Raw genomic sequence first — 22929 nt, forward strand, 5'->3', positions numbered from 1 at the left:
GGGCCGCAAGTTTCAAGGCGGTCCGGCCCCCCCTCCCCGTGCCGGAGGCCGGGGTTGGACCCGCCGCGCTTGACAGAGATCACGACCAGCCGTTACTCTCCCCCCAGTATTTCAGAGGAACTACTTGGGGTTACGATGGCCGATCAATCGCCCGTCCTCCGCGGCTTGCTCGACACGCTCGTGCTGCGCGCACTGCGCCTCGAGCCGATGCACGGCTTCGAGATCACCACCTGGCTCGAAAGCCAATCCCACGGCGCGTTCGAGTTCGAGGACGGCGCCCTGTATCACGCCCTCGTGCGCCTCGAGCGCCGCGAGCTCATCGCGGCCGAGTGGCGCGTCACCGAGAACAATCGGCGCGCCCGCTACTATCGGCTCACGCCAGAGGGCCGACGCGAGCTCAAGGCACAGTCGGCCGCACTGCTCCGCTACGCACACGCGCTCAGCGACATGCTGGGCAACCCCGCATGACTGCGCGGCCGCCGGGTGCGCGACGGCTCTTTCGCCTCCCGTGGCGCCGCCCGGCCGGGGCCGCCGCGGAGATGGACGAAGAAATCGAATTCCACATCGCCGAACGCGTTGACCAGTTGACGCGGCTCGGATGGACACGCGACGCCGCGCGCGACGAGGCGCGCCGGCGATTCGGATCGTTCGACGAGACGATGGCCGAGCTCCACAACGCCGCGCGCAAGCGCGAGGAGAGATTGGGCATGTTGGAGACGTTGCGCGAAGTTGGTCAGGACCTGCGATATGGAACGCGCCTGCTGCGCCGATACCCCGGCTTCGCCCTCACCGCGATCATCACACTCGCCGTCGGCATTGGCGCCGCGAGCGCGATGTTCGCCGTGGTGCAACACAGCTTGCTCGCGCCACTCGCGTTCGCGCATCCGGATCGCCTCGTCTTCATGGGCGAGGAATACCGCGCGAACCAGCCCATGCTCGTCTCGTACCCCAACTTCGACGACTGGCGCGCCCGAGCGCACAGTTTCGATGCCATGGAGGCATTGACGTTCGCCGACGGCGCACCCGTCCTCGGAGCCGACGAGCCGGTAATCGCCCGCGTCCAGAACGTGTCGCGCGGATTTTTCCAGATGCTCGGCGTCCAGCCCATCGTCGGCCGCTGGATTGCGCCGAGCGAGAATCGCCCCGGTGCGGATGCGACGATCGTCGTCGGCGAGGCCTTCTGGCGTCAGCATCTCGGCGCGACGACGGATCTCTCACGCGTGAAACTCACGCTGTGGGGACGGCCGCGGACGATCGTCGGCGTCATGCCGAGCACGTTCCGCATTCTCGGCAGCGCGGACATCTGGTTCCCGCTCGAAATCGATCCCGTGCGCATTCGAGGCGCGGGCAACTACTGGGTGATCGGCCGGCTCAGACCAGGTGTGACGCTGGCCGCCGCACGTCGCGAGATGAATGGGATCGCAGCGGAGCTCAAGCGCACCTACGGTGACGCGAGCATTTCTGCCGCCGTGGTGACCGTTCCGCTGATCGATCGTGTCGTCGCGAACACACGCCGGCCGCTGCTCATCCTCTTGGGCGCCGCGGTCTTCGTGCTGGTCGTCACGTGCGTGAACGTCGCGATGATGCTGATGGCGCGCGGCACGGCGCGGCTGCGCGAAGCGGCGGTACGCGTCGCGTTCGGCGCGGCACGCTGGCGTCTCATCCGACAGGCCGTCGTCGAGACCACGATTCTCGTCGCCGCGGGCAGCGTGGGCGGAGTGCTGATCGCGTGGGGTGGCGTCGTCGCGATGCGCACGTGGGGAGTCGGCCTCGTGCCGCGGCTCAACGAGCTCCGGCTCGATGCGCGCGTGATCGCGTTCGCCGTGCTCGTCGCGGCGTTGGTCGCGATCGGCTTCAGCATCATTCCCGCGCTCGCATCGCGTCGCGCGACGCACGGAGCGCTCGGCGCCGCGGCAATGCGCGCGTCGCGGCCCTCGCACGCGTGGTCGGTGCTCCTCGCGATTCAAGCGGCGGCCGCGGTGACGCTCATCGTGAACGCGCGCCTCGTCATGCGAACCGTTGAGAATATTCTCGACACGCCGGCCGGCTTCGACGCTCGTGACGTGACTGTGACGACTGTTCCTCTTGCCACGAACGCGTATTCCTCGGATACGGCGCGCGCGGTCGTCGGCGATCGCATCGTTCGTGAGCTCGCCGCGGCATTACCCGGCAGCGACGTCGCGCTTGGAAGCGCGCTGCCGACCGATCAGGGCGGTGGAAACAGCCCGCTCCTGCTGCCGCCGATCACGAACCCCAACTCGCAAAAGGAGTGGGCGGCCATTTCGCGCATGCGTTTCGTGTCGCCCGGTTTCTTCCATACGATTCGCATGACACTGCACCGCGGACGCGTCTTCAACGAAGGCGATCGCGACGGCTCGCCGGACGTCGCCATCGTCAATCAGTCGCTTGCTGACAAGCTGTGGCCCGGACAGAACCCGATCGGCCGGCGCGTGCGCCCGCTCGCCGATCGTCGTGGCGCGTTGTTCACGGTGGTCGGCGTGGTGAACGATGCGCGCGACTGGCGCATTCCCGCCGGCCAGCAACTCGAGATGTACGTGCCGTTCGCGCAACGCCCGCCTGGCTTCGTCTACGCCGTGGTGCGGTCGACCGCGCCCGAAGCAGTGGTGGCGGCGACCACACGCCGCGTAGTGCGTGGCATCGACGCGAATCTCCCGCTGCGCTCGACCACGCTCGCGTCGAACATCGACGAGACCATGGCCGACCGCCGCTTCCTTCGCGGCATGCTCGTTTCGTTTGCGGTGATCGTGCTCATGCTCACCGTGGTCGGCACCACCGGCGCCGTCTCGTATGCCGTGATGTTGCGCACGCGAGAGATTGGAATTCGTCTCGCGATTGGGGCGACACCCTCGGGGATCTGGCTCTCCGTCGAGCGCGGCATTCTGGCGGTGCTCGGGCTTGGCGCCGGCGTTGGACTCGTACTCGCGTGGAGCAGCAGCCGGCTCCTGAGCGCGCTGCTCTATGGATTGAGCGTGCATGACGGACCGTCGTTCATGACGGGTCCGCTCCTCGTGTGTCTCGCCGGGATCGTGGCCGCGGCTGTGCCGGCGCGACGAGCGGCGCGGACCGATCCGGCGTTGTCGCTGCGCGCCGAGTGAGCAATCATGGACGAAAGACGCGCGCCGGTGCGTCTACGAGGGTCGTCGCGTTCTGTCCCGGATTTTCCGCGAGATACGCCGACACCAAGCGGTAGCCCAGGGTGTATCCCGTCCATTGCGGGATGTCGCGCGTCGACCCGAAGAACCACTTGGCGTGGTCATACGGCCGATCATCGAAGTGCGTCCGCGCCGAATCGAGCAAGGCGTCGCTCGCCGTTCCATTGAGGGCGTGTGTCCAGGGCGGCGGCGGAATGCGAAGAGCCTCGACCGCAAAGTGGTCCGCGAGTCCCTCGCTGATCAGCGACTCGAAGAGAGAGCGGCCGTAGCCCGGCCCGCGCTCGCGAATGGCGTGATGGAGCTCGTGCGCCAGCGTTTGCGCAATCCGTTCTCCAAGCGTGCGCGCCGTGTCGGCGAAGGTCGGGTCGACCGAGATCTCGACCGTATTCGCCGTTGGGGTGAATCCACCGACCCCGTAGCCCTGAATCGCGCGCCGCGCGTCCGCGATCACGGTTATGTCGACGGCCGTGACGGGAAGCAGCCGCGAAACGAGTCGAAGCGTCGAGTCGATTGCCGTCCTGATCTGTCCGATGGAACGCGTCAGCGCGCCGTCCCGGTCTCGAACCTGAACCGCATTGCTCGCGAGCATCTCGTCGGCCGTCATCCGCGTTTGCGCCGCAGTGCGTGCATGCGGCGTAGCGAGCAGACACGTCAGCCACAACCCACCAACACCGCACCCTTTCATCGCACCTCCCCGGTCGGGTGAACAATTATGCTTAATCTGAGCATAGTGTCTGACACCGGGATCGTCGAATTGGTTGGGTGCGGCGCCAGAGTCCGTGAAGGCATCGCGCCGGCGAGCGGCCGTCCAGCCGTCTTGCGGTAATAGGCAGTGGTCTACATATTCAGCTAACTACCTGTTCCTGGCTGACTATGACCGATTCCGCCGTGACCCGCGCCGCCCTTGGCGCCGGAACGCTCGAGATGCTCATCCTCAAGACGCTGGACACCGGCGTGCTCCACGGCTACGCCATCGCGCAGCACATCGAGCGGCTGTCGAAGGACGTGCTCGCCGTCGAGCAGGGATCGCTCTACCCCGCCCTCGAGCGCCTGCAGGCCAAGGGCTGGGTCACCTCGCAGTGGAAGGCGTCGCCCACCGGACGCCAGGCACGCTACTACACCATCACCGCCTCCGGCCGCAAACACCTCGGCGCCAAGAAGACCGAGTACGATCGAGTGGCGCTGGCCGTCGCGCGCGTGATGCGCGGTACCTGAGCTCCCAACCGCGCGTCGCATGTCGCTCTGGAATGGCCTCCGGTATCGCCTTCGCGCGCTGCTGCGCCCCGCGCGTCACACCCGCGAGCTGGCGGACGAGATGGATTTTCATCTCGAGCTCGAGGCACGCCAGCGCGCGCGCCTGAGCGGCGACGCGCGGGCAGCGGACGACGCGCACTTCGCGGCGCAGCGACGATTTGGGAATCGCACATACCTTCACGAGGAGTCGCGACGCATGACCGCCTTCGAGTGGCTCGACACGGTGAACCGCGACGCGCGCTTTGCCGCGCGCAGCTTCCGCCGCACGCCCGGCTTCACGGCGGTCGTCATCATCACACTCGCCTTGGGGCTCGGTGTGAACACGGCGATCTTCAGCGCGCTCCACGCGCTGCTGCTGCGGCCGTTGCCGTTCGATCACTCCGAGCAATTGATGAACGTGAGTCTCACGCGGAGCGGCAACACGACGCGCGGCGCCGGGAGCAGTGACGCCATCGTGTGGTCCGTTCCAAAATTCACGATGCTCCGCGACCAGCAGCGCGTGTTCTCGGAGCTCGGGATATTCGGCCCCGACGAGGTGACCATCGCGGGCGATACGCATGCTGCCGAGCGTGTGGAGGCGGAGGTGGTCGGCGGCCGGTACTTCGAGACGCTTCGCGTGCGTCCGATCATTGGCCGCTCGTTTCTGCCCGAGGAGCTCGATCGCGCCGGAGCGCCCGCCACGGCGATCGTGAGTGAAGGATTGTGGCAGCGCCGCTTCGATGCGAGTCGCGCCGCGCTCGGCAGCACCATCGATGTCGACGGACATCCGCATACGATCGTCGGGGTCATGCCGTCGTCATTCTCCGGACTGACTGGCCGCTCGCAAATCTGGATCCCGATCGCCGCTGAATATCCGGGGGATCTCACGGAGGCGTGGAACCTGAGTTACGCGGGAGTCGCGCGTCTCGCCCCGGGCGTCGATGCGGCGCGGGCCGAATCCGCGGTGCGGACGATTGGCGCGCGCATCGACGCCGCGACACCGTATCCCATCGGCCACGAGCAGTGGGGCGCCGCGGCGCGGCCGCTCGACGCCACACGCGTCGATCCCGCGATACGACGGTCGCTGTTCGTGCTGGCCGGCGCGGTCATTATCGTTCTCATAATCACGTGCGCCAACGTCGCGGGCCTGCTGATCGTTCGCGCGTCGCGTCGAGAGCGCGAGGTCGCGGTGCGTCTCGCGATCGGCGCGAGCCGGCCCCGGCTCATCCGGCAGCTCGTGACGGAGAGTGTGCTGCTATCGCTCGCCGGCGGACTGCTCGCCATCGGCCTGGCGGCCGCGGGCGTTCGCGTGCTCGAAGCGTTGAATCCCGCGAGTACACTGCGTTTGCAGAACCTGACGGGACTCGGGGTCGTGAGTTTCTCGCGAATCACGCTGGACGCGACGACCCTCTCCTTCGCCGCCGCGTTGGCGGTGATCACGGGATTGGTGTTCGGGCTCCTGCCCGCGCTCCGTGGGACGCGCCCGTCGCTGGTCGAAGGCCTGACGACCGCACGCCGGTCGAAGCGGCACGGAGGGCTCACGGGCCGCGGACTATTGTCGGTGGTCGAGATCGCACTGGCCGTGGTGCTCCTCGCCGGATCGGGACTGATGCTGCGCAGCCTGCGGAACCTCCTGGGGGTCGCACCCGGATTCGACGCGTCGCAGGTGCTCACCCTGCGCGTCAACGTCTCGTCCGATTCGTCGGCGAAAGCGGCGACGAACGACTACTATCAGCGTTTGCTCACGAGCGTTTCATCATTGCCCGGCGTGACCGCGGCCGCGCTCGCCTCCTGCCCCCCGCTCAATGGCGGATGCAATCGCACGTGGCTCGAGTTGCCCGATCGCGCGCCGGTTCCCGCCGCCGATCGGCCGATCGTCTCCGTGCACTGGGTATCGCCGGCTTGGTTCGCGACGATGCGCGTGCCGATCGTCGGCGGACGGACCTTCGGGATCGCGGATAGCCGGAACACGCGTCGAGCCGTCATCGTGAGCCAGACCGCGGCCGCCAAGTGGTGGCCCGGGCGGGATCCGATCGGCCGGCCGGTGCGATTGGGACAGGGCGGCTTCAACAACGACACCGGCGTCGTGGTCGGCGTCGCCGGCGACGTCAAATACGTGTCGCTCGACTCACCGCCCGCCGCCGACATGTATCTCGCGTACAGTCAGTCGCAACGACCGGCGACGGTCGTGTTCCTCCGCACCGCCGGCGACCCGAACGCACTGCGCGCCTCGGTCGAGCGCGCGGTGCGGGCGGTGAACGTGAATGTGCCCGCGTACGACGTGCGCACGATGGACGATCGCGCGGGCGACGCCACTGCACAGGCGCGATTCGGCGCCGTGCTGCTCGCCGTGTTCGCCGCGATCTCTCTGTTGCTTGCGACCATCGGGATCTACGGTGTGATTTCGACGAGTGTCGCAACGCGCATGCGAGAAATTGGAATCCGGGTGGCTCTTGGCGCGACGAACGCGCATGTGCTTCGCCTGGCGCTCGGCGAGGGCGTGAGCTTCGCGGTGCTCGGCGCCGTACTCGGCATTGTGGGCGCTGTTGCGGCAACACGCGTGTTGAGCGCGTTGCTGTTCGGCGTCGTGCCGGCGGATCCGGTCACGTATGCCGGCACCGTCGCGATACTCGGAGCGGCGACGATCGCGGCGGCGATTGCTCCCGCGCGGAGAGCCGGCCGCGCCGACCCCATGCGGGTGCTGCGCGAAGAATAGAAGCTCGGGTACGCAACTCTCAAACCCGGATTCGTGTCCAACCGGGGTATGTCACTTCTCATCGGTCGTTTTCCGTCTGCGCGCCGCGCCGCGTGCATTTTCCTGCCGGCCGCGGCGCTTGGCTCGGCAAGCGCGTGCCGCGCGCCCATACGATCCCGCTCTCCGCAACCGCTGACAACGACCGTACAACTGGTCGCTGACGAATCGGAAGCGAGTGTTGCGATCATCGAGCATCATGCGCACGCCGAACCGGTCGAACCGAGCGAGTGGCGCGCCCTGTTCAACAGCGCGGGCTACCGCGCTCTCGTCGCGCGCGACTCGACCTTCGGCTCGCCGCGCGACGATTCCGCCTTCGCTCGCTTTCTCATGCGCGATTCACTCGCGGCGCGTGTCCGTGATCTGTCGGAGCAGGTACGTGCCATGGCGCACCTGGACGTCACGCGAGCCGCGCAACAGGCGCTGAGTTATGCGCCGCCGAACGCGCGGATCGTCGCGACCATTTTCCCCGTGGTGAAGCCGCAATCAAACAGCTTCGTGTTTGGACCGGACACCGCGCCGCAACTCTTTCTGTTCGTCAACGTCGACGAGACATCGGCTCACTTCTTCAACCGGCTCACGCACGAGCTGCATCACGTCGCTCTCAACACGGCGTGCGCGGCAGATCCCGCGCCCACGCTGGCCGAGCCCGTCCACGCGTTGGTGCGCAACCTTGGCGGTTTCGGTGAGGGACTCGCGATGCTGGCCGCCGCGGGATCTCCGAATGTCGATGCGAACGCGGAAAGCGACGCCGCCACGCGAGCGCGGTGGGACGCCGGCGTGCGCGCCTATCCACGGCAGTTCGCGCAGATCGAGAAGATGGTTCGCGACGTTGTCGAGGGACGGATCGCGACGCGTGATTCGGTGCGAGCCCTGGCGCAGACGTTCTACGGTGCGCAAGGACCGTGGTACGTTGTTGGATGGAAAATGGCGGCGACGATCGAGCAAGTGTTCGGGCGTCAGACCCTGATCGCCGCAATGTGCGACCCGCGGCGGCTCATGGCCGCGTACAATCGTGCGGCTGCGCTGGCCAGTACTTCGCTGCCCCGGTGGGATCCGCAATTGCTTGCCGCATTGCGGACCCCCGAATGATCGCCGACTGACCGATGCCATCGCGGCGCGGGACCGGCGGCTAACATCGCACCCCGGCAACCGGTCATGCTCAGTACAGGCATGCCGCCAAGCTCTGATCCGGTTTCGAACGCTCCCCACGACATGGAGAGCGACGCGATGCTCGTCGCGCGCGCCCGCGACGGCGACGTCGCGGCGTTCGATCGTCTCGCGCGGAAGCATTATCGGACGGCGTTCTCGGTCGCGCTCGCCGTCATGCGCCACGACGCCGACGCGGAGGACGTCTGTCACGACGCGTTCGTGCTCGCGGCCGAGCGACTGGCGCAGTGTCGAGATCCCGAACGGTTTGCGCGTTGGCTGTGCATGATCGTGCGGAATCGGGCGCGCAACGCGCGGGCCAGAGCGATCGTGCGACACGCATTCTCGCTGGACCATGGCACGGCGGCGAGCGCAGACGATCCGCATCGAGATCTCGAGTTGTCGGAGCTGCGGAAGCGCTTGCTGGGGGCGCTCGCGACGTTGCCACGCGTACAGCGCGAGGTCGTGCTGCTGCACGATCTCCAGGGGTTGCGACACGACGAGATCGCGTCGATCGTGGGTACGTCGGCCGGCATGTCGAGGCAGCATCTCTTCAAGGCACGAAAGCGGTTGCGGGCGCAGCTCGGTGGCGACGATCGAGGAGATAGCATGAAACGGGAGAGCACATGACTGAGGAACCGATCGATTTCACGCCGCTCGATCCCACGCGCGATCGCGATCGATTCGAGGCGACGCTCGGCGCGATCCACCGCGAGGTGCTGGCCGCGCGACATCGTTCAGAGACGAGCTTCGGCGCGCACATCGCGGCGCTTGCCGCTCCGGCCTTGATTGCGGTCGCGTTGGTGTTGGCGGTCGCCGTCCCGTCGATCGTGCGGTCGCGCTCGTCCGCGGCGGCGGCGCGCGTTGCGGCGACTCCCAACGCGCTCGGCATTCCGCCACGGCTCGCGGCGCTCATGCGCAGGCCCGACGCCGTGTCCATCGCCGCGCTCGACGAGGCCCTTCGCGGCAGTCCATGAGCATTCTCTAAACCTTCGCGCCATGTCTTCGAATCTTCGAGCCATCGTCATCCTCGTTCTCGTCTTCATCGCCGGCGGCGCCGCCGGCGTGGCGCTGGAGCGGGCGCGCACGACGCCGCGGCGTGAATCGCGCGTCAAGGAAGGGGTCGTCGAAGACGAACGGATTCCGACGCCGCTCACGGCGCTCGGATTGTCGGACGACGAGACTCGCGAGCTCCACGCCATCGCGCGCCGCTGGCGGCCGAAAGCATCGCAGCTGGTGCGCGGGCTCGCGGCGAGCGTGGGCAGTCTCGAGAACGACATGTTCGCCGAGATGCTGTGTGTGCTCTCGCCCGATCAACGCGAGCGATACTTGTCGCAGCTCCAGCAGAATACGGCCGACACCACCCTGATCAATCGCCGGTTCCAGCTCGTTCGCGCGAACCAATGCCCGGACAGCGTGGGCGGAAACGCGACGCCGCGATAACGGAAGCGGCTGGTCGACTGTCTTGGTGGTGAACTCACCAGGACGCCATGAGGAAAGTATTACAGGCCGTGCTGCTCCTGTCGGCCGCGCAGTTCGCGCCGCTCGGCGCGCAGCAACCCCCGGCCCCACGGCACGACATCGTTCAAGGCCGGGTCGTCAACGACAGCGGCGTACCGGTCCGCGGCGCGGACGCCATCGTTACCCAAATCTCCGATGCGGCCAGCCAGTCCGCGCAGACGGACGCGCGCGGCGCTTACCGCACCGACTGGCCGCGCGGCACCGGCGACTACCTCGTCGTCGTCACGGCGAACGGCTACCAACGCTTCGCGGCGCACGCGGCGCGCGGCGCTGATTCCGTCATCGTCGCCGACGCACGCCTCGCTCGCGCCGTGCAGCAACTTCCGACGGTGGTGAGCCGGGCGACGCGGCCGGTTCCGGATCGCGACCCGGCCAGCTTCGACGCCGGCGGCTCCTCGAGCTCGACAAATGCGCAGAACGCCGACCGCCGGCTGGCACCCGATCAGGCGGGAGACCTTGCCGCGATTGCCGGTTTGATGCCGGGCATCTTGTCGACCGCCGGCGGGATCTCGGTCGCCGGGCTCGCACCATCGCAGAATTCGATCACGCTCGGCGGGCTCGCGTTCGCCGGATCGAGCATTCCGCGCGACGCGATCACGCGCGTGCGCGTTCAGGCCTCGTCGTACGATCCGTCGATCGGATGGTTCAGCGGCGCGCTCACGGCCGCGGATCTCGCGATCGGCGATCAATTCACCAACCGCAGCGGTCACTTTACCGCGGATGCGCCGGCGCTTCAATACAACGATCCGATCTCGGCTCGACTTGGCCAGCGATTCACAAACTTTAATGCCAGTCTCGGCGGCAACGGCCAGCTCGTCGACGACCGCTGGGCCTACAACTACGGTGTGCAGGGGGGCCAAAAAGCATCGGCGCTGTCCGCGGCGCTCACCGATGCGGGCAGCGCGCTTCTCGAGAGCGCCGGCGTCGCCCCCGATTCCGCGGCGCGCCTCCTGTCGGTGCTCGCCCGCGCACACGTGCCGGTCTCACTCAGCCGGATTCCGAGCGGCGTCGTGGACAACGACGTCTCGTTCATCGGGCGCGTCGATCACGCGCCCTACGACTGGATCACGCTGCAGTACAATCCGGTGTCGTACGGACTGCAGGGCTACGCGCGATGGCATCGCATCGACGGACAGGGACTGAGCCCCATTGCCACACCGGCGCATTCGGGATCGACGACACAGCAGATCGGCTCACTTACCGGATTCTACAGCGCGCTCTTCTCCAACGCGTATCTGGCCGACGTGCGCTCCGGTGTGACGATCATCCACAGCGCGGCCGATCCGTATCTCACGCTTCCCGATGGCCGAGTGATTGTCGCCTCGGCGCTTCCGGATTCGACCGGCGGGTTGTCGACGCTCGCCTTCGGCGGCAACTCGGGAATGACGACGACGCAACGCACGGTCCGCTGGGAGTCGCTGGCCGATCTACAGTTGTATCCGCCGGGGCAGACCGCGCATCGCGTCAAGGTGTCAGCCGATCTCAGACTCGACAGGTACGCGCAGAACCTCATCGGCAACCGCTTCGGCACGTTCACCTTCAATTCGCTGGCCGACGTCGCCGCGAACCAACCGTCGTCGTTCACGCGAACGCTCACCGCCCCGCAGACGAGCGGTGGCGAATGGAACGCGTTCGCTGCCATTGGAGATCTCTGGCGAGTAAACCCTCAATGGCAGCTGATGTACGGTGTGCGCGCCGACGCGAATGCGTTCACCGCTCGGCCGGAGGCCAATGCGGCCCTCGCCGCCGCGCTGCACGTACGCAACGACATTGCCCCAAACGGGGCGGCGCTCAGCCCGCGTCTGGGCTTCACGTGGCAGGACGGCAACGGCAAAATCCTCCGTGGCGGAGTCGGGCAATTCCGTGGTCTGCCCGACGCTTCGTTGCTCAGCCTTCCAACGGCGACGACCGGGCTCGCGGGCGGCGTCCTGAAGATCTCGTGCATCGGACCCGCGGTGCCGCTCGTCGATTGGAGCGCGTTCGCCGCGAGTAGTACCGCGATTCCGTCCCAGTGTTCCAGCTCGAGCGGCGTCTTCACCGATGCATCGCCGAACGTGCAATACGTCGATCCCTCCTTTCAACCGCCGCGCAGTTGGCGATCCAACCTCGGGTATCAGTCGAGCGTTCTCAGAAACGTCTTCACGCTCGAGTGGGTGGGATCGCTCAATCTGAATCAGCCGGGCACGTTCGATCGCAATTTCAGCGATGCCACCGCGTTCACGCTGCCCGTCGAGCAGCGGCCGGTTTTCGTCGCACCCTCGTCGATCGTACCGGGAAGCGGTCAGACGTCGCCGACGAACGCCCGAAGCTCCGCCCAGTTCGGCCGAGTGGTCGACGTCGTGTCCGACCTGCGCTCGGCCAGCCAGCAGGGAATCCTGACCGTGCGCCCGCATCTGCCGGGCAGCTGGCTTCCTTATTTCGGCGACGTCGTGTTTGGCTACATGCTCTCCGACATCCGCGCACAACAGCGCGGCTTCGACGGGGCGAGCGGCACCGACCCGGCGGTCCGTGAGTGGGGACGCGGTGATCTCGATGCCCGACACCAATTCACGGTGCAGCTCGTCTACCGTCCACTCGGCAATCAGAAAATTATAACATACGTGGTTGGACGGGCGCAGTCCGGCCTTCCCTTCACTCCCTTGGTCGGCGGCGACGTCAACGGCGACGGACTCGCCAACGATCGCGCGTTCATCTTCCGTCCCGCCGGCGCGGACACCACGGGCCGCGGCATTGCATCGTTGTTGGCCGCGTCGCCGGCGCGTGTGCGCGACTGCTTGACCGCGCAACTCGGACACATTGCCGCCCGCAACAGTTGCGAAGGTGGCTGGACGGAAACCTTGAATCTCGGCGTGCGCTTGAGTGGCCAGACATTGCTGCACACTCCGCGCATGGATGTGACGCTGAATCTCGCCAATCCGCTCGGCGGCGTCGATCAACTCTTGCATGGGTCGAATCACCTCCGTGGTTGGGGCGCGCCGTCGACTCCGGACCCGACGTTGCTCACCGTGCGCGGGTTCGATCCGCGGACGAATCGCTTCATCTATTCGGTGAACCCGCGCTTCGGCTCGACGTCGCCGGCGCTTGGCGCGCTACGCGCACCCTTTCGCGTCACACTCGACGTTCAGTTCGATCTCGCACCGCCGATGGCCAAGCAGCAGCTCGACCGCTGGCTGCGGCCCGGACGAGCCGGCCATGAAGGGACCAGGATCTCGGCGGCAGATTTGCTGCGCCGCTATCAGCGCACGGTTCCCGATCCGTACGCAGAGCTCCTTTCGCAATCGGATTCGCTGCTCCTGTCGCCGGAAACGGTGACGCGTCTTCAGGCGGCGCAGACGGCGTATCGATCCCGGGTCGACGGCCTGTGGAGGACGCTCACCACCTATCTCGCGTCGCTCCCCGACGCGTACGACGCCGACGTCGTCGCGCGTCATACCGACGATGTCATCGACGATGTCTGGGAGGCGACGCGGCTGGCCGTGCGGCGCGACTTCGACGCCATTCTCGCGCCGGCGCAACTTTCACTCCTCACCGGCTGGTCCGGTGTGCTCTACCGGTCGCGCGACCGGGTGCATTTCCGTTTGTCGCCGCGCGGCGGCTGACTCCCCATTAACGCATCGGTTGACAACACATGTATAACACTTCTGATATACGCCGCACTGTCGCGGCCCTGGCCGGACTAGCGCTGTGTCTTGTCTTTCCCACAGTCGCGCGCTCACAGACCATCAGCCGAGCGACGATCAACGGCGAGTGGACGGGTACACTGGTGCTGGATAACAGCCAGCCGTCGGTCTCCATGGTCTTCCAGCTGACGGACAGCACACTCGCCGGCAAGGTCTACAACGATGGGGCGCTGATGGGTCCCATGGAGCAGATGAGCATCACGGGCAACGTGATTCACTTCAAGGTCGGCCGCTTCGACTTCACCGGCACCGTAGCCGGCACGCGCATGGCGGTGAGCCTCATCGTGTACAACGGCACGACGCGCAAGTTCACCGCGATCAAGTCACCGGGGGCGCCAAGGGACACCGGACTGAAACAGTCATGATGTTAGCGAGCGCGCGCATCATTCAGCGCCCGTGGTCGCCGCGAAGAGCGCGTAGAGATCGTCGAAGAGTTGCGCGCCACGCGACAATCGGGTGTCATCGTCATCGTGCGCCGCCGCGACGCCCGACAACACGCGTTCGATGCCCGCCGCATCCTCGCGGCCGAACTTCTCGTCCTTGAGATCGATGTCGTGGACGATTTCGCCGATCGCCTGCAGCGCGGGATCGGTCAACGCGAAGCGGTCGAGCAGCGTCTCGAACGTGCAGCGATCGCCGACATGCGTGAACTCGCCTCCGACCATGTCGAAGCGAACTTCATTCGCCTGGCGGCGTGCTTTCGTGTGGGCAACGAACCTGAAGCGCGCGTCGCGATCGATGAACCGGCGAATGAGCCACGCGCTCGCGATGCGGTCGACGAAGACGCCGGTTCGCGTCACCCACACGCGGCCGCGGTACTCGGTCTTCGAGGCGGGCGGCGAAGCGTTGGAGCGGTCGTCGGGCTCCGCCTGATCGGCAAGCGCTTGCAGCGCATCGGCGGCCATCGCGCGGCCTGGCGCATGGCAGAAGTCGATCGCCATCACCGCGCTGAATCGCTTGCGCAGACGGGCAAGCTCATCGTCCGCCCCGCCCCGCCTGGCCCCGTCTCGCGCCGCTCGAGCGATCTCCGAATACTCGGCGTCGCGCGCCGAGCGGAAAAGATGTTCGATCTGCTCGTTCGTGAGCCCGTCGACGAACGCCGCGCGACAGATCGACGCGTCGCCGCCGCCGTCGATCACTTCAGCGCGCACCCATTGAAAGTCCTCGAGCGATTCCCCGCGGTCGGGCAGCACGTACACCGAGTTCTTCACCGGTACCGCGCCGATTCGCTGAAGACGACGGCCGATCTTCACCCGCAGGTAATCGGGCTTGGGTGGGATCTGATGAAAGAGGAGCAGCCACGTTCTCTCGGCCGCCGCGTCGCCGCCGGGCGCGTTCATGTTTGGAAATCGATCGTGAGACAACCACCGCGAGCCACAGCGTGCTCGTACACGACCGCGGCCGCCGCGACGTCCTGCAATGCGGTACCGGTGCTGTCGAAGATCACGATCTCGTCATCCGACCGCCGGCCGCGAATGCGACCGCTGACGACGTCGGCAAGCTCTCCACGGACGTCCTCTCTGCGCATTACACCAGAGGTGATCGCGTGATGGAGATCCCCGATCGTCGCACTCTGGTCGAGGACATCCGCAATCACGACGTTCGCTGACAGCAATTCCGGCTCGAGCTCCTGCTTCTCCGGATTGTCCGCGCCGACGGCGGCCACGAACGAGCCCGCGGCGACGTGCTCGCGTGCAAGGAACCATTGGCGCGACGGCGTGCAGGTGATCCAGATCGTCGCGTCGCGACCGGCGCGCACATCGTCGACGGCGGAAACGGCGATGCCAAGCTCGCTCTGCATGTCATCGGCGAATGTCGCGGCACGAGCGCGCTCGACGTCGAACGCGCGTACACGTCGCACCGAGCGAACGCACGCGAGCGCGCGAAGTTGATGCCGGCTTTGCTCGCCGCAGCCGCAAATCACGACATCCGCGATCGTTGGCGCGAGATGCTTTGCGGCGACGGCGGTCGCGGCGGCGGTTCGCAGGCTCGTGATCTCGATCGAGTCCATCAACGCGAGCAGGCGCCCATTCGCCGCGTCGAAGAGGCCCAGCACACCTTGAATGGTGGGCAGACCGAATCGCGCCGAGTTCTCAGGAAAGTTGGCGTTGATCTTCACGGCGAACACGGCCCTGCGCGCTTCGCGCAGCCCCGCGGCCTTTACATGGAAACCGCCGCCATCGGCATGTACGCCGATCACCGCTGGTCCTAGTGTCTCGCCGCGCGCGTGGCTGACGAACGCGTGTTCGACGGCCGCGATGCATGCCGGCATGCTGAGCATGCGGCGCACGTCGGTCTGGCGCAGGATGATCGTGGGTCGTCCGTCGAGCTCGAGCGTCGCGGTCGCCGTCATGCCTGCATGTTAATGTCACAGTTGAATCATCGCAACTGGTGCGATTGCCACCAGGTTGTTGATTCGATTGAATCTATCATATCTATCGCGGCCGGCGCACCGCGCGCACGACCCCGCTCGCGCCGCCGCCACAGAAGAAACGATCCTTCCCGTCCGACTCGAGGCCCGAGACCTTGACGCCGGCCGGCAACGCCAGACGCTCGAGCACCTCGCTGGTGCCTGGATCGACTCGGCGAAGCTCGCTCTCATCGTCTTCCCACGTCGCGTGCCAGAGTTGTCCGTCCACCCACGTCACACCGGTAACGAAGCGGTTCGACTCGATCGTCCGCAGAATGGTGCCAGTGTCGGGATCGATCTGATGAATCTTTCGCGCGCGATAGTCCGCCGCCCAGAGCGTCCCTTCGGCCCACGCGAGCCCCGACGTACCCGTGCCCGCGGGCGCTGGAATCGCCGACACCAGGCGCCGCGCGTGCGGATCGACTTTTTGGATTTGCCCTTGGGCGATTTGATAGAGGAATTTGCCGTCGAACGCGGTGCCGGCGTGTGCCGGCACATCGATCGGCTCGCGCTCGTCACCAGTGTCGGGGTCGAAGGCGCGCACGGCATCGCCGCCGGCGAACCAGACCGACGCACCGTCGTATGTCACGCCGCCTATGTTGTTCGCCCGCGGAAACGGGCCGTACTCGCGAATGACTTCGGCAGTGGGATGTCGCATGCCGTGACGTTACTCGGTCGGCAGCGCGGCGGGGAGTAACAATGCCGTCGTGAATCCGGACTTGGGCGGCATGATCCAGCGGCGCGCCCGGCCACGGCCAAAGGCCTGCACCTTCCCTTCCCGCGCCAACGTCTCGAGCGCGCGCTGCAACGTGCGCTGGCTGCTTCCCAGCGCCAACGCGAGTGCCGAAGTCGACCACGCCTCGCCGTCGTCGAGCAGCGCGAGCAAGGAGGCATGCGCCTCCTCGATGGGTCGCGCCAGCACGAGGACCTCGCGCGTGTGGCGCGGCGCCAGCACGAATCCTCCTTTCGTCGCGCGGATGTCGGCGACCTCGCGAAGCGCGGCGCGAAGCCGGCCGATCTCGACGCGCAGCCGCGCACGGTGTGAATCGTCGGCATGTCTCGCACCGAACGCGCGCGCGAGCAGCACATCGCGCGCGACGTCGCCGGGCCATGCTTCGCCGAGTGCGCGGGCGAGGTCGAAGAGCACGGGCCGCGTGGCGAGCGGGATCGATGCACCCGATTTACGAACGGCATTGCGGCAGGCATCGATGATCAGCGCGTCCGACGCCAAGACGGCTTCGACGTCCTCGAGCAGGAGTGGCCGCTCGCCGCCGTCGGCGATGAGCCTTGCGGCGGGCGACTCCAACACGTGCGCCGTTCGTTCGACCTCGGCCAGAAGCGACGGAATTCGTGCGGCCCGCGCCGCGGTCATCGCGCGGTCGAGCGCCTCGCGCGCTTGACGCGTGCGCAGCCGCCGGAGCGCGATGCCCGCGACGACGAGCTCGAACACCGCTCGCGATGCCGGTGGAAACGCCGAGACATCGAGGCCGCCGATGGCACGCTCCGCCTCGTCCAGACGTCCGGTGAGGAGGAATCGGCGCGCCGCGAGGTGTCGCGCATGCGCGGCATTCACCACGTCGCCGTGGCGCACGAGCGTCTCTTGCGCCGCTTCGAGCGCCTTCACCGGCCAGCCAAGGTCGCGGGTGACGAGCGCAATCTCGGCCTCGGCCACCACGCAGCGCGCTCGCGCCACGGCTTCGCGTGGTCCGAACGATTTTGCCGCACGCCGCAAGAGCACGCGCGCCCGCTCGAGATCGCCGAGCTGCGCCATGGCGATACCGCGCAGCGCGAGCGCCGCGGCGTCGTCACGCAGCGCGACGCGATTCAATGCCGCGAACGGATCGCCGGCCGCGAGCGCGCGGGCGGCGGCGTTGATCATCGAGTCCATTCGAATCCCGTCACACTTGTTACTCACACCCCGAGCTGCGCGGATCCTAATCTATCGCCCGTTCATCAGACGCCCGGCGTGCGGTGGTGCGCCGCATCCGACGAGGCACCGACGACGCACTGACCACAACTATGGAGAGCACCATGACATCGATGATGACGACCACGGGAACGCGCGAGGAATGGCTCACGGCCCGTCTCGAGCTGCTGGAAGCCGAAAAGGAATTGACGCGTCGCGGTGACGAGTTGGCGCGCCGGCGGCAGGCGTTGCCGTGGGTCGCGGTCGAGAAGGACTACACGTTCGATACCGACCAAGGCAGCTCGTCGTTGGCCGATCTTTTCCGCGGTCGTTCGCAACTGCTCGTGTACCACTTCATGTTCGGGCCGGACTACGCGGCCGGGTGTCCCTCGTGCTCGAGCATCGCCGACGGGTTCAACGGCATCGCCGTGCATCTCGAGAATCACGACGTGTCGCTTTATGCCGTCTCGCGCGCGCCGTTGCCCAAGCTGCAGGCGCACAAGCAGCGCATGGGTTGGACGTTTCCGTGGGCATCATCGTTCGGCGGGGACTTCAACTTCGACTTCAGCGTTGCGTTCACGGAGCTCGAGCAGCGGAACGGCGGAATCGAGTACAACTACCGGCGCGAATCCGCGATGCCGGAAGCGGTCCTGAAACGCTCATTACAGGAATGGAAACAGCTGGGCAGCGAGGCGCCGGTCGGTCAGATTGCCGCCTCCGCCGGCACCGACGTGGCGACGTTTCTGCGCGAGCGTCCGGGGGTGAGCGCGTTCGCGCTGCGCGACGGCGTCGTCTATCACACGTATTCCACGTTCGCGCGCGGGCTCGATGGTCTCTGGGGCATGTATCAGTGGCTCGACCGCGCGCCGCTGGGACGTAATGAGCGCGGCGTGTGGCTGCGTCACCGCGATCAGTACCCGGCGCGATGAGCTCCATGCCGATGATGTCCCCGATGACGTCCCCGGCAGCGGGGATGATGACGGTTGCGATGATGGTGGCGATGATGCTGCCATCGGTCGCGCCCAGCCTGTGGCGGTATCATCGGCAAGTGCGCCATGGCGGACGCACAGCGCTGTTCACGGTCGGTTATGCGAGCGTGTGGGCGGCGATCGGGCTGGCGTTGTTCGCGATGAGCGTGGCGCTGCCGCCGATGGCGCCGTGGTTGGCAGGGACGATCGTTCTGTGCGCCGGCATGGTTCAATGTTCGGAATGGAAAATGAAGCAGCTTCTTTGCTGCCGGGGCGCGTGCATGCAGTCGCTTTCGAGCAGTGTCGGTACGGCGTGGCGAGACGGCTGCCGGCTCGGAGTCGATTGCGGCGCAAGCTGCGGCGCGGCGATGGCAGTTCTTTTCGTCGCGGGCATCATGCACACCGGGATGATGCTCCTCATCACGGCGGCGATCACTGGAGAGCGCCTGGCGCCAGCCGGCGTGCGCATTGCGCGAATCACCGGTGGGATCGTATTCGCCGCCGGGCTACTTCGCCTCTGCATCCAACGATGACGCAACTTCGCGCGGCGGGTCGACGACCGGCTGCGGACCTTCGAGCTGGTCGGCATCATGCGCGCGTTCGAGTTGCGTCGGATCGCGCAACATTGGTGGGTACTGCTGATCGCCGGAATCGTGAGTCTCGGCTTCGGCATCGCGGCGCTGGACTTTTACCCCGCGCTCTCACTCTCGTTTGCCGTCGTGTGGTCTGCCCTGTGGCTCATGACGGGAGGCGTGCTCGAGAGCTGGCTGGCATTTCAGGAAAAACACGCCCAGTTGCCGTGGGGATTGACGCTGACGTTCGGGCTCGTGGCCTTCGTCGCCGGCGTCCTCGCGCTCGCGTATCCACTGGCGACGATCTCGGCGCTCATGGGTTTGTTGTCCGCGTTTGGTCTCGTCGGCGGAGCGATCATGCTGGTCGCCGCCGGACGCCATCAATCCGTCGAGAGGGACGCTCGTCAAGCGATCCATCACGCCATTCGAACGTGATCCGAGCGAGCGACGGGCGAATCTGATTGCGATCGGCGGTGTCGGAGTGGGACGCCATGAACCTCTGACGCCTCGCGTTGTTGGACCAAAGGCCACTGCGTCGCCCCGCTCGCCGACCCGTAGCATGCGATTGACCGCGTCGGCTTCCCACCCGGCTCGACGCACCCTTCGAAAAAAATCAGCCCGGAATCTCTCATGCCCCGTCCGAATACCCGCACCGAGCGCGATCTGCTCGGCGAGTTCGCCGTTCCCGCCGACGCCTACTACGGTGTCCAGACCGCGCGCGCGCTCGAGAACTTCAAGATCTCCGGCGTGCCGCTCAATCTCTATCCGAACTTCATCAAAGGTCTGGCCATGGTGAAGCTCGCCGCGGCGCGCGCCAACTTCGAGAGCGGTGGATTCTCGCAGGAGATTCTGACCGGGATCGAGGGCGCATGCCAGGACATCATCGACGGCAAGCTGCACGACCAGTTTCAGCTCGACGTGCTCCAGGGCGGCGCCGGTACCTCGACCAACATGAACGCGAACGAGGTGATCGCCAACCGTGCCCTCGAGTTGATGGGCCACGAGAAGGGCGAATACAAGTTCTGTGATCCACACGATCACGTGAACCGCTCCCAGTCCACGAACGATTCGTATCCGACGTCGATGCACATCGGCATGGCGCTCGGCAACCGCGAGATCATCGCCGAGTTCAACAAGCTCATCGACGCGTTTCGCGCCAAGGGCAAAGAGTTCGCCAACATTCTGAAGATGGGCCGCACGCAATTGCAGGACGCGGTCCCGATGACGCTCGGCCAGGAGTTCGTCGCGTTCGCCGAGACGCTCGCCGACGAGGTGCGCGCGCTCGAGTCCCTGGAGCGTGTCCTGTACGAGATCAGCATGGGTGGGACGGCGATCGGCACGGGATTGAACGCGCCGAAGGGCTACGCGGAGAAATGCACGGCGCATCTGGCGAAGGTCACCGGCATGCCGATTCACCTCGCGCGCAATCTCGTCGAAGCGACGCAGGACACCCAGGCCTTCGTGCTCTACTCGTCGGTGCTGAAGAGCCTCGCGATCAAGCTCGCGAAAGTCGGCAACGATCTTCGTCTGCTCTCGTCCGGCCCGCGCTGCGGCCTGCACGAGATCAATCTGCCGGCCACGCAACCAGGATCGTCGATCATGCCGGGGAAGGTGAATCCGGTGATCCCCGAAGTGACGAACATGGTCGCGTATCGCGTGATCGGGAATGATCTCGTCGTCACGCTCTCGGGCGAAGGCGGGCAGTTGCAACTCAACGCGTTCGAGCCGGTGATCGCCGCGGTGATCTTCGAATCGCAGACGCTGTTCGTGAACGCGGCGCGCACGCTACGCGTGCACTGTGTGGAGGGCATCACCGCGAACGAGGACGTCTGTAAACATTACATCGAGACGAGCATCGGCACCGTGACCGCGCTCAATCCGGTGATCGGCTACGACCGGGCCACCGAGCTTGCCGCGGAAGCCCTGATGTCCGGCGAAGGCATCATCCCGCTCGTCCGCGAAAAGCACATCCTGACCGACGCGCAGATTGATGACATTCTAAACCCGGCCGCACTCACGGGTCAGGGTCGGTAACAGGCGTCGGCGCCGGAGGAAGACGATGGCTATTCCATTCCCGCGCCGCGAGGGCGACGAGGCTCTCGCCGGGCCGAAGTTGGTCCAGGCGCCGGCGGCGGCCGAGCCGCCAAAGCCGAAGCGCATCGCGCGCGCGATTGCGTTCGCGATCGCGCTGGCGGTCTGGTTCGTGCCGCCGCCGGGCAGCCTGACGGCGCAGGCATGGCACCTTTTCGCGATCTTCGCCGCGACGATTCTGTCGGTGGTGATCGGCGCGTTTCCGATTCTCACGGCGTCGGTGATCGCCATCGCCGCCGCGGTGCTGTCGGGAACGCTGAGCGCGGGCGATGCGTACGCCGGATTCGCGAATCCAACGATCGTGCTCATCATCGTGGCGTTTCTCGTCGCGCGCGCCGTGGTGAAGTCGGGGCTTGGCGAGCGACTCGGCCTGCGCGCGATCGCGTGGTTCGGCAAATCAACGCTTGGCCTGTCGTACAGCATCTTCGCGGTCGACGCACTCATCTCGCCCGCGTTCCCCAGCAACACCGCGCGGTCCGGCGTGCTGTATCCGCTCGTCTCGTCGATGGCCGAGGCGGCGGGTGCCACGCCGGGTCGCGACGATCGCAAGCGACTCGGCCGCTTCCTCATGTTCTCGGGCATGGCGAGCCTGACGTTGTCGTCGGCGCTGTGGCTGACGGCCATGGCGGGCAACCCGTTGGGCGCCGAGATCGCGAAGCAATCGGGCGTGAACATCGGATTTGGGTCGTGGCTCCTCGCGGCGTCGGTGCCGACGCTGCTTGCGATGGTCGTCGTGCCGTTCCTCCTGTATAAGTTCGTGAAACCTGAAGTCACGACGATGCCGAACGCACCGGCTGAAGCGCGCAAGGCGCTCGCCGAGCTCGGGCCGCTGACGCGCGATCAGAAAATCGTCGGGTTCACGTTCCTGGGCATGGTCGTGCTCTGGGGCCTTGCGAGCACGCTCGGCATCGATCCGACGTCCGTGGCGTTTCTCGGGCTCGGCGTCCTGCTGGCGACGAGCGTCCTGAGGGCGAGTGACATCGCAAAGGAAGGCGAAGTGCTCGCCACGTTCATCTGGTTCGCGCTGCTGTTCACGATGAGCGACCAGTTGAACAAGCTCGGATTCATGGACTTTCTGGGCGAGCGGCTCGTGATGCGACTCGGCGGGTTGCCCGTGCCGGTCGCGGCGGTAGTACTCGTCGGCGCCTACGTCGCCCTGCACTACCTCTTCGTCAGCCAGACCGCGCAGCTCCTCGCGCTGTTCGGCGTGTTCCTTGGCGTCGGCGTGAAGCTTGGCGTCTCGGCGCCGTTGCTCGCATTCCAGTTGCTCTTCGCGACGAACTATTTCGCCGCGATCGCGCCGCAGGCCTCGAGCGCAAACCTGCTCTTCGCCTCGAGCGGCTACCTGACCCAGGGCGAGCACTATCGCATGGGCGCGATCTATACCGCGTTCTGCCTGGTGCTTTACCTCGTGGTTGGGACGCCGTGGTTGATGCTCGTCGCACGATAACTGTTAGACAATTCACATCGCAGG

The 22929-nt window shown here is 66.4% G+C and carries 20 protein-coding genes; 15 read left to right on the forward strand and 5 right to left on the reverse strand.

The window, feature by feature from the left end:
- Positions 1–135: 135 nt before the first annotated feature.
- Both VN706_01245 and VN706_01250 read left to right on the forward strand, forming a co-directional pair.
- A complete protein-coding gene (locus VN706_01245) occupies positions 136–468 on the forward strand; it encodes a PadR family transcriptional regulator (protein ID HXT14222.1) in 333 nt (110 codons plus the stop codon).
- Complete coding sequence (locus VN706_01250; protein ID HXT14223.1) at positions 465–3116, forward strand: ABC transporter permease; 2652 nt, start codon at positions 465–467, stop codon at positions 3114–3116. The genes VN706_01245 and VN706_01250 overlap by 4 nt, the downstream gene beginning before the upstream one ends.
- A gap of 4 nt (positions 3117–3120) precedes the next feature.
- Here the strand turns inward: VN706_01250 and VN706_01255 are convergent, their stop codons facing one another.
- Positions 3121–3858, reverse strand: coding sequence for a DUF2268 domain-containing putative Zn-dependent protease (locus VN706_01255; protein HXT14224.1), 738 nt, complete (start codon positions 3856–3858; stop codon positions 3121–3123).
- A 203-nt stretch (positions 3859–4061) separates the two neighbouring features.
- Here VN706_01255 and VN706_01260 point away from each other — a divergent pair, with 203 nt between their 5' ends.
- From VN706_01260 to VN706_01295, 8 genes are all read left to right on the forward strand, one after another.
- Positions 4062–4388: a PadR family transcriptional regulator gene (locus tag VN706_01260; GenBank protein ID HXT14225.1), complete on the forward strand. Its 327-nt coding sequence runs from the start codon at positions 4062–4064 to the stop codon at positions 4386–4388.
- 19 nt (positions 4389–4407) lie between these two features.
- A complete protein-coding gene (locus VN706_01265) occupies positions 4408–7122 on the forward strand; it encodes an ABC transporter permease (GenBank protein HXT14226.1) in 2715 nt (904 codons plus the stop codon).
- 48 nt (positions 7123–7170) lie between these two features.
- The gene (locus tag VN706_01270; GenBank protein ID HXT14227.1) at positions 7171–8250 is read left to right on the forward strand and encodes a DUF5700 domain-containing putative Zn-dependent protease; all 1080 of its coding nucleotides are present in this window, start codon (positions 7171–7173) and stop codon (positions 8248–8250) included.
- A gap of 123 nt (positions 8251–8373) precedes the next feature.
- Complete coding sequence (locus VN706_01275; protein ID HXT14228.1) at positions 8374–8937, forward strand: sigma-70 family RNA polymerase sigma factor; 564 nt, start codon at positions 8374–8376, stop codon at positions 8935–8937.
- On the forward strand, positions 8934–9284 hold the full coding sequence (locus VN706_01280) for a hypothetical protein (GenBank protein HXT14229.1): 351 nt from the start codon (positions 8934–8936) through the stop codon (positions 9282–9284). The genes VN706_01275 and VN706_01280 overlap by 4 nt, the downstream gene beginning before the upstream one ends.
- A 22-nt stretch (positions 9285–9306) precedes the next feature.
- Positions 9307–9750, forward strand: a complete 444-nt coding sequence (locus VN706_01285; GenBank protein HXT14230.1) for a hypothetical protein — start codon at positions 9307–9309, stop codon at positions 9748–9750.
- 47 nt (positions 9751–9797) lie between these two features.
- The gene (locus tag VN706_01290; protein HXT14231.1) at positions 9798–13427 is read left to right on the forward strand and encodes a carboxypeptidase regulatory-like domain-containing protein; all 3630 of its coding nucleotides are present in this window, start codon (positions 9798–9800) and stop codon (positions 13425–13427) included.
- 29 nt (positions 13428–13456) lie between these two features.
- Positions 13457–13873, forward strand: a complete 417-nt coding sequence (locus tag VN706_01295; GenBank protein HXT14232.1) for a hypothetical protein — start codon at positions 13457–13459, stop codon at positions 13871–13873.
- Positions 13874–13891: 18 nt separating this feature from the next.
- Here VN706_01295 and VN706_01300 read toward each other — a convergent pair whose 3' ends face one another.
- The 4 genes from VN706_01300 to VN706_01315 form a co-directional block, all read right to left on the reverse strand.
- The gene (locus VN706_01300) at positions 13892–14848 is read right to left on the reverse strand and encodes a chromate resistance protein ChrB domain-containing protein (protein HXT14233.1); all 957 of its coding nucleotides are present in this window, start codon (positions 14846–14848) and stop codon (positions 13892–13894) included.
- Positions 14845–15861, reverse strand: a complete 1017-nt coding sequence (locus VN706_01305) for an ornithine cyclodeaminase family protein (protein HXT14234.1) — start codon at positions 15859–15861, stop codon at positions 14845–14847. Before VN706_01305 ends, VN706_01300 begins: the two co-directional genes overlap by 4 nt.
- An 82-nt stretch (positions 15862–15943) precedes the next feature.
- Positions 15944–16576 carry a hypothetical protein gene (locus tag VN706_01310; GenBank protein HXT14235.1) on the reverse strand — a complete coding sequence of 211 codons (633 nt, stop codon included), beginning with the start codon at positions 16574–16576 and terminating at the stop codon, positions 15944–15946.
- Between the two features lie 9 nt (positions 16577–16585).
- Positions 16586–17806 carry a hypothetical protein gene (locus VN706_01315; protein ID HXT14236.1) on the reverse strand — a complete coding sequence of 407 codons (1221 nt, stop codon included), beginning with the start codon at positions 17804–17806 and terminating at the stop codon, positions 16586–16588.
- Positions 17807–17949: 143 nt separating this feature from the next.
- Between VN706_01315 and VN706_01320 the strand changes: the two genes are divergently transcribed.
- The 5 genes from VN706_01320 to VN706_01340 all read left to right on the forward strand — a co-directional run bounded on the left by VN706_01320 (position 17950) and on the right by VN706_01340 (position 22905).
- Complete coding sequence (locus VN706_01320) at positions 17950–18753, forward strand: DUF899 domain-containing protein (protein ID HXT14237.1); 804 nt, start codon at positions 17950–17952, stop codon at positions 18751–18753.
- A 23-nt stretch (positions 18754–18776) separates the two neighbouring features.
- Positions 18777–19325, forward strand: coding sequence for a DUF2182 domain-containing protein (locus VN706_01325; GenBank protein HXT14238.1), 549 nt, complete (start codon positions 18777–18779; stop codon positions 19323–19325).
- A gap of 57 nt (positions 19326–19382) precedes the next feature.
- Complete coding sequence (locus VN706_01330; GenBank protein ID HXT14239.1) at positions 19383–19799, forward strand: DUF308 domain-containing protein; 417 nt, start codon at positions 19383–19385, stop codon at positions 19797–19799.
- A 195-nt stretch (positions 19800–19994) separates the two neighbouring features.
- Complete coding sequence (locus tag VN706_01335; protein ID HXT14240.1) at positions 19995–21398, forward strand: aspartate ammonia-lyase; 1404 nt, start codon at positions 19995–19997, stop codon at positions 21396–21398.
- Between the two features lie 25 nt (positions 21399–21423).
- A complete protein-coding gene (locus VN706_01340) occupies positions 21424–22905 on the forward strand; it encodes a DASS family sodium-coupled anion symporter (GenBank protein ID HXT14241.1) in 1482 nt (493 codons plus the stop codon).
- The last annotated feature ends 24 nt before the right edge of the window (positions 22906–22929 follow it).

It is taken from the genome of Gemmatimonadaceae bacterium (assembly GCA_035606695.1).
GTDB lineage: Bacteria > Gemmatimonadota > Gemmatimonadetes > Gemmatimonadales > Gemmatimonadaceae > JAQBQB01.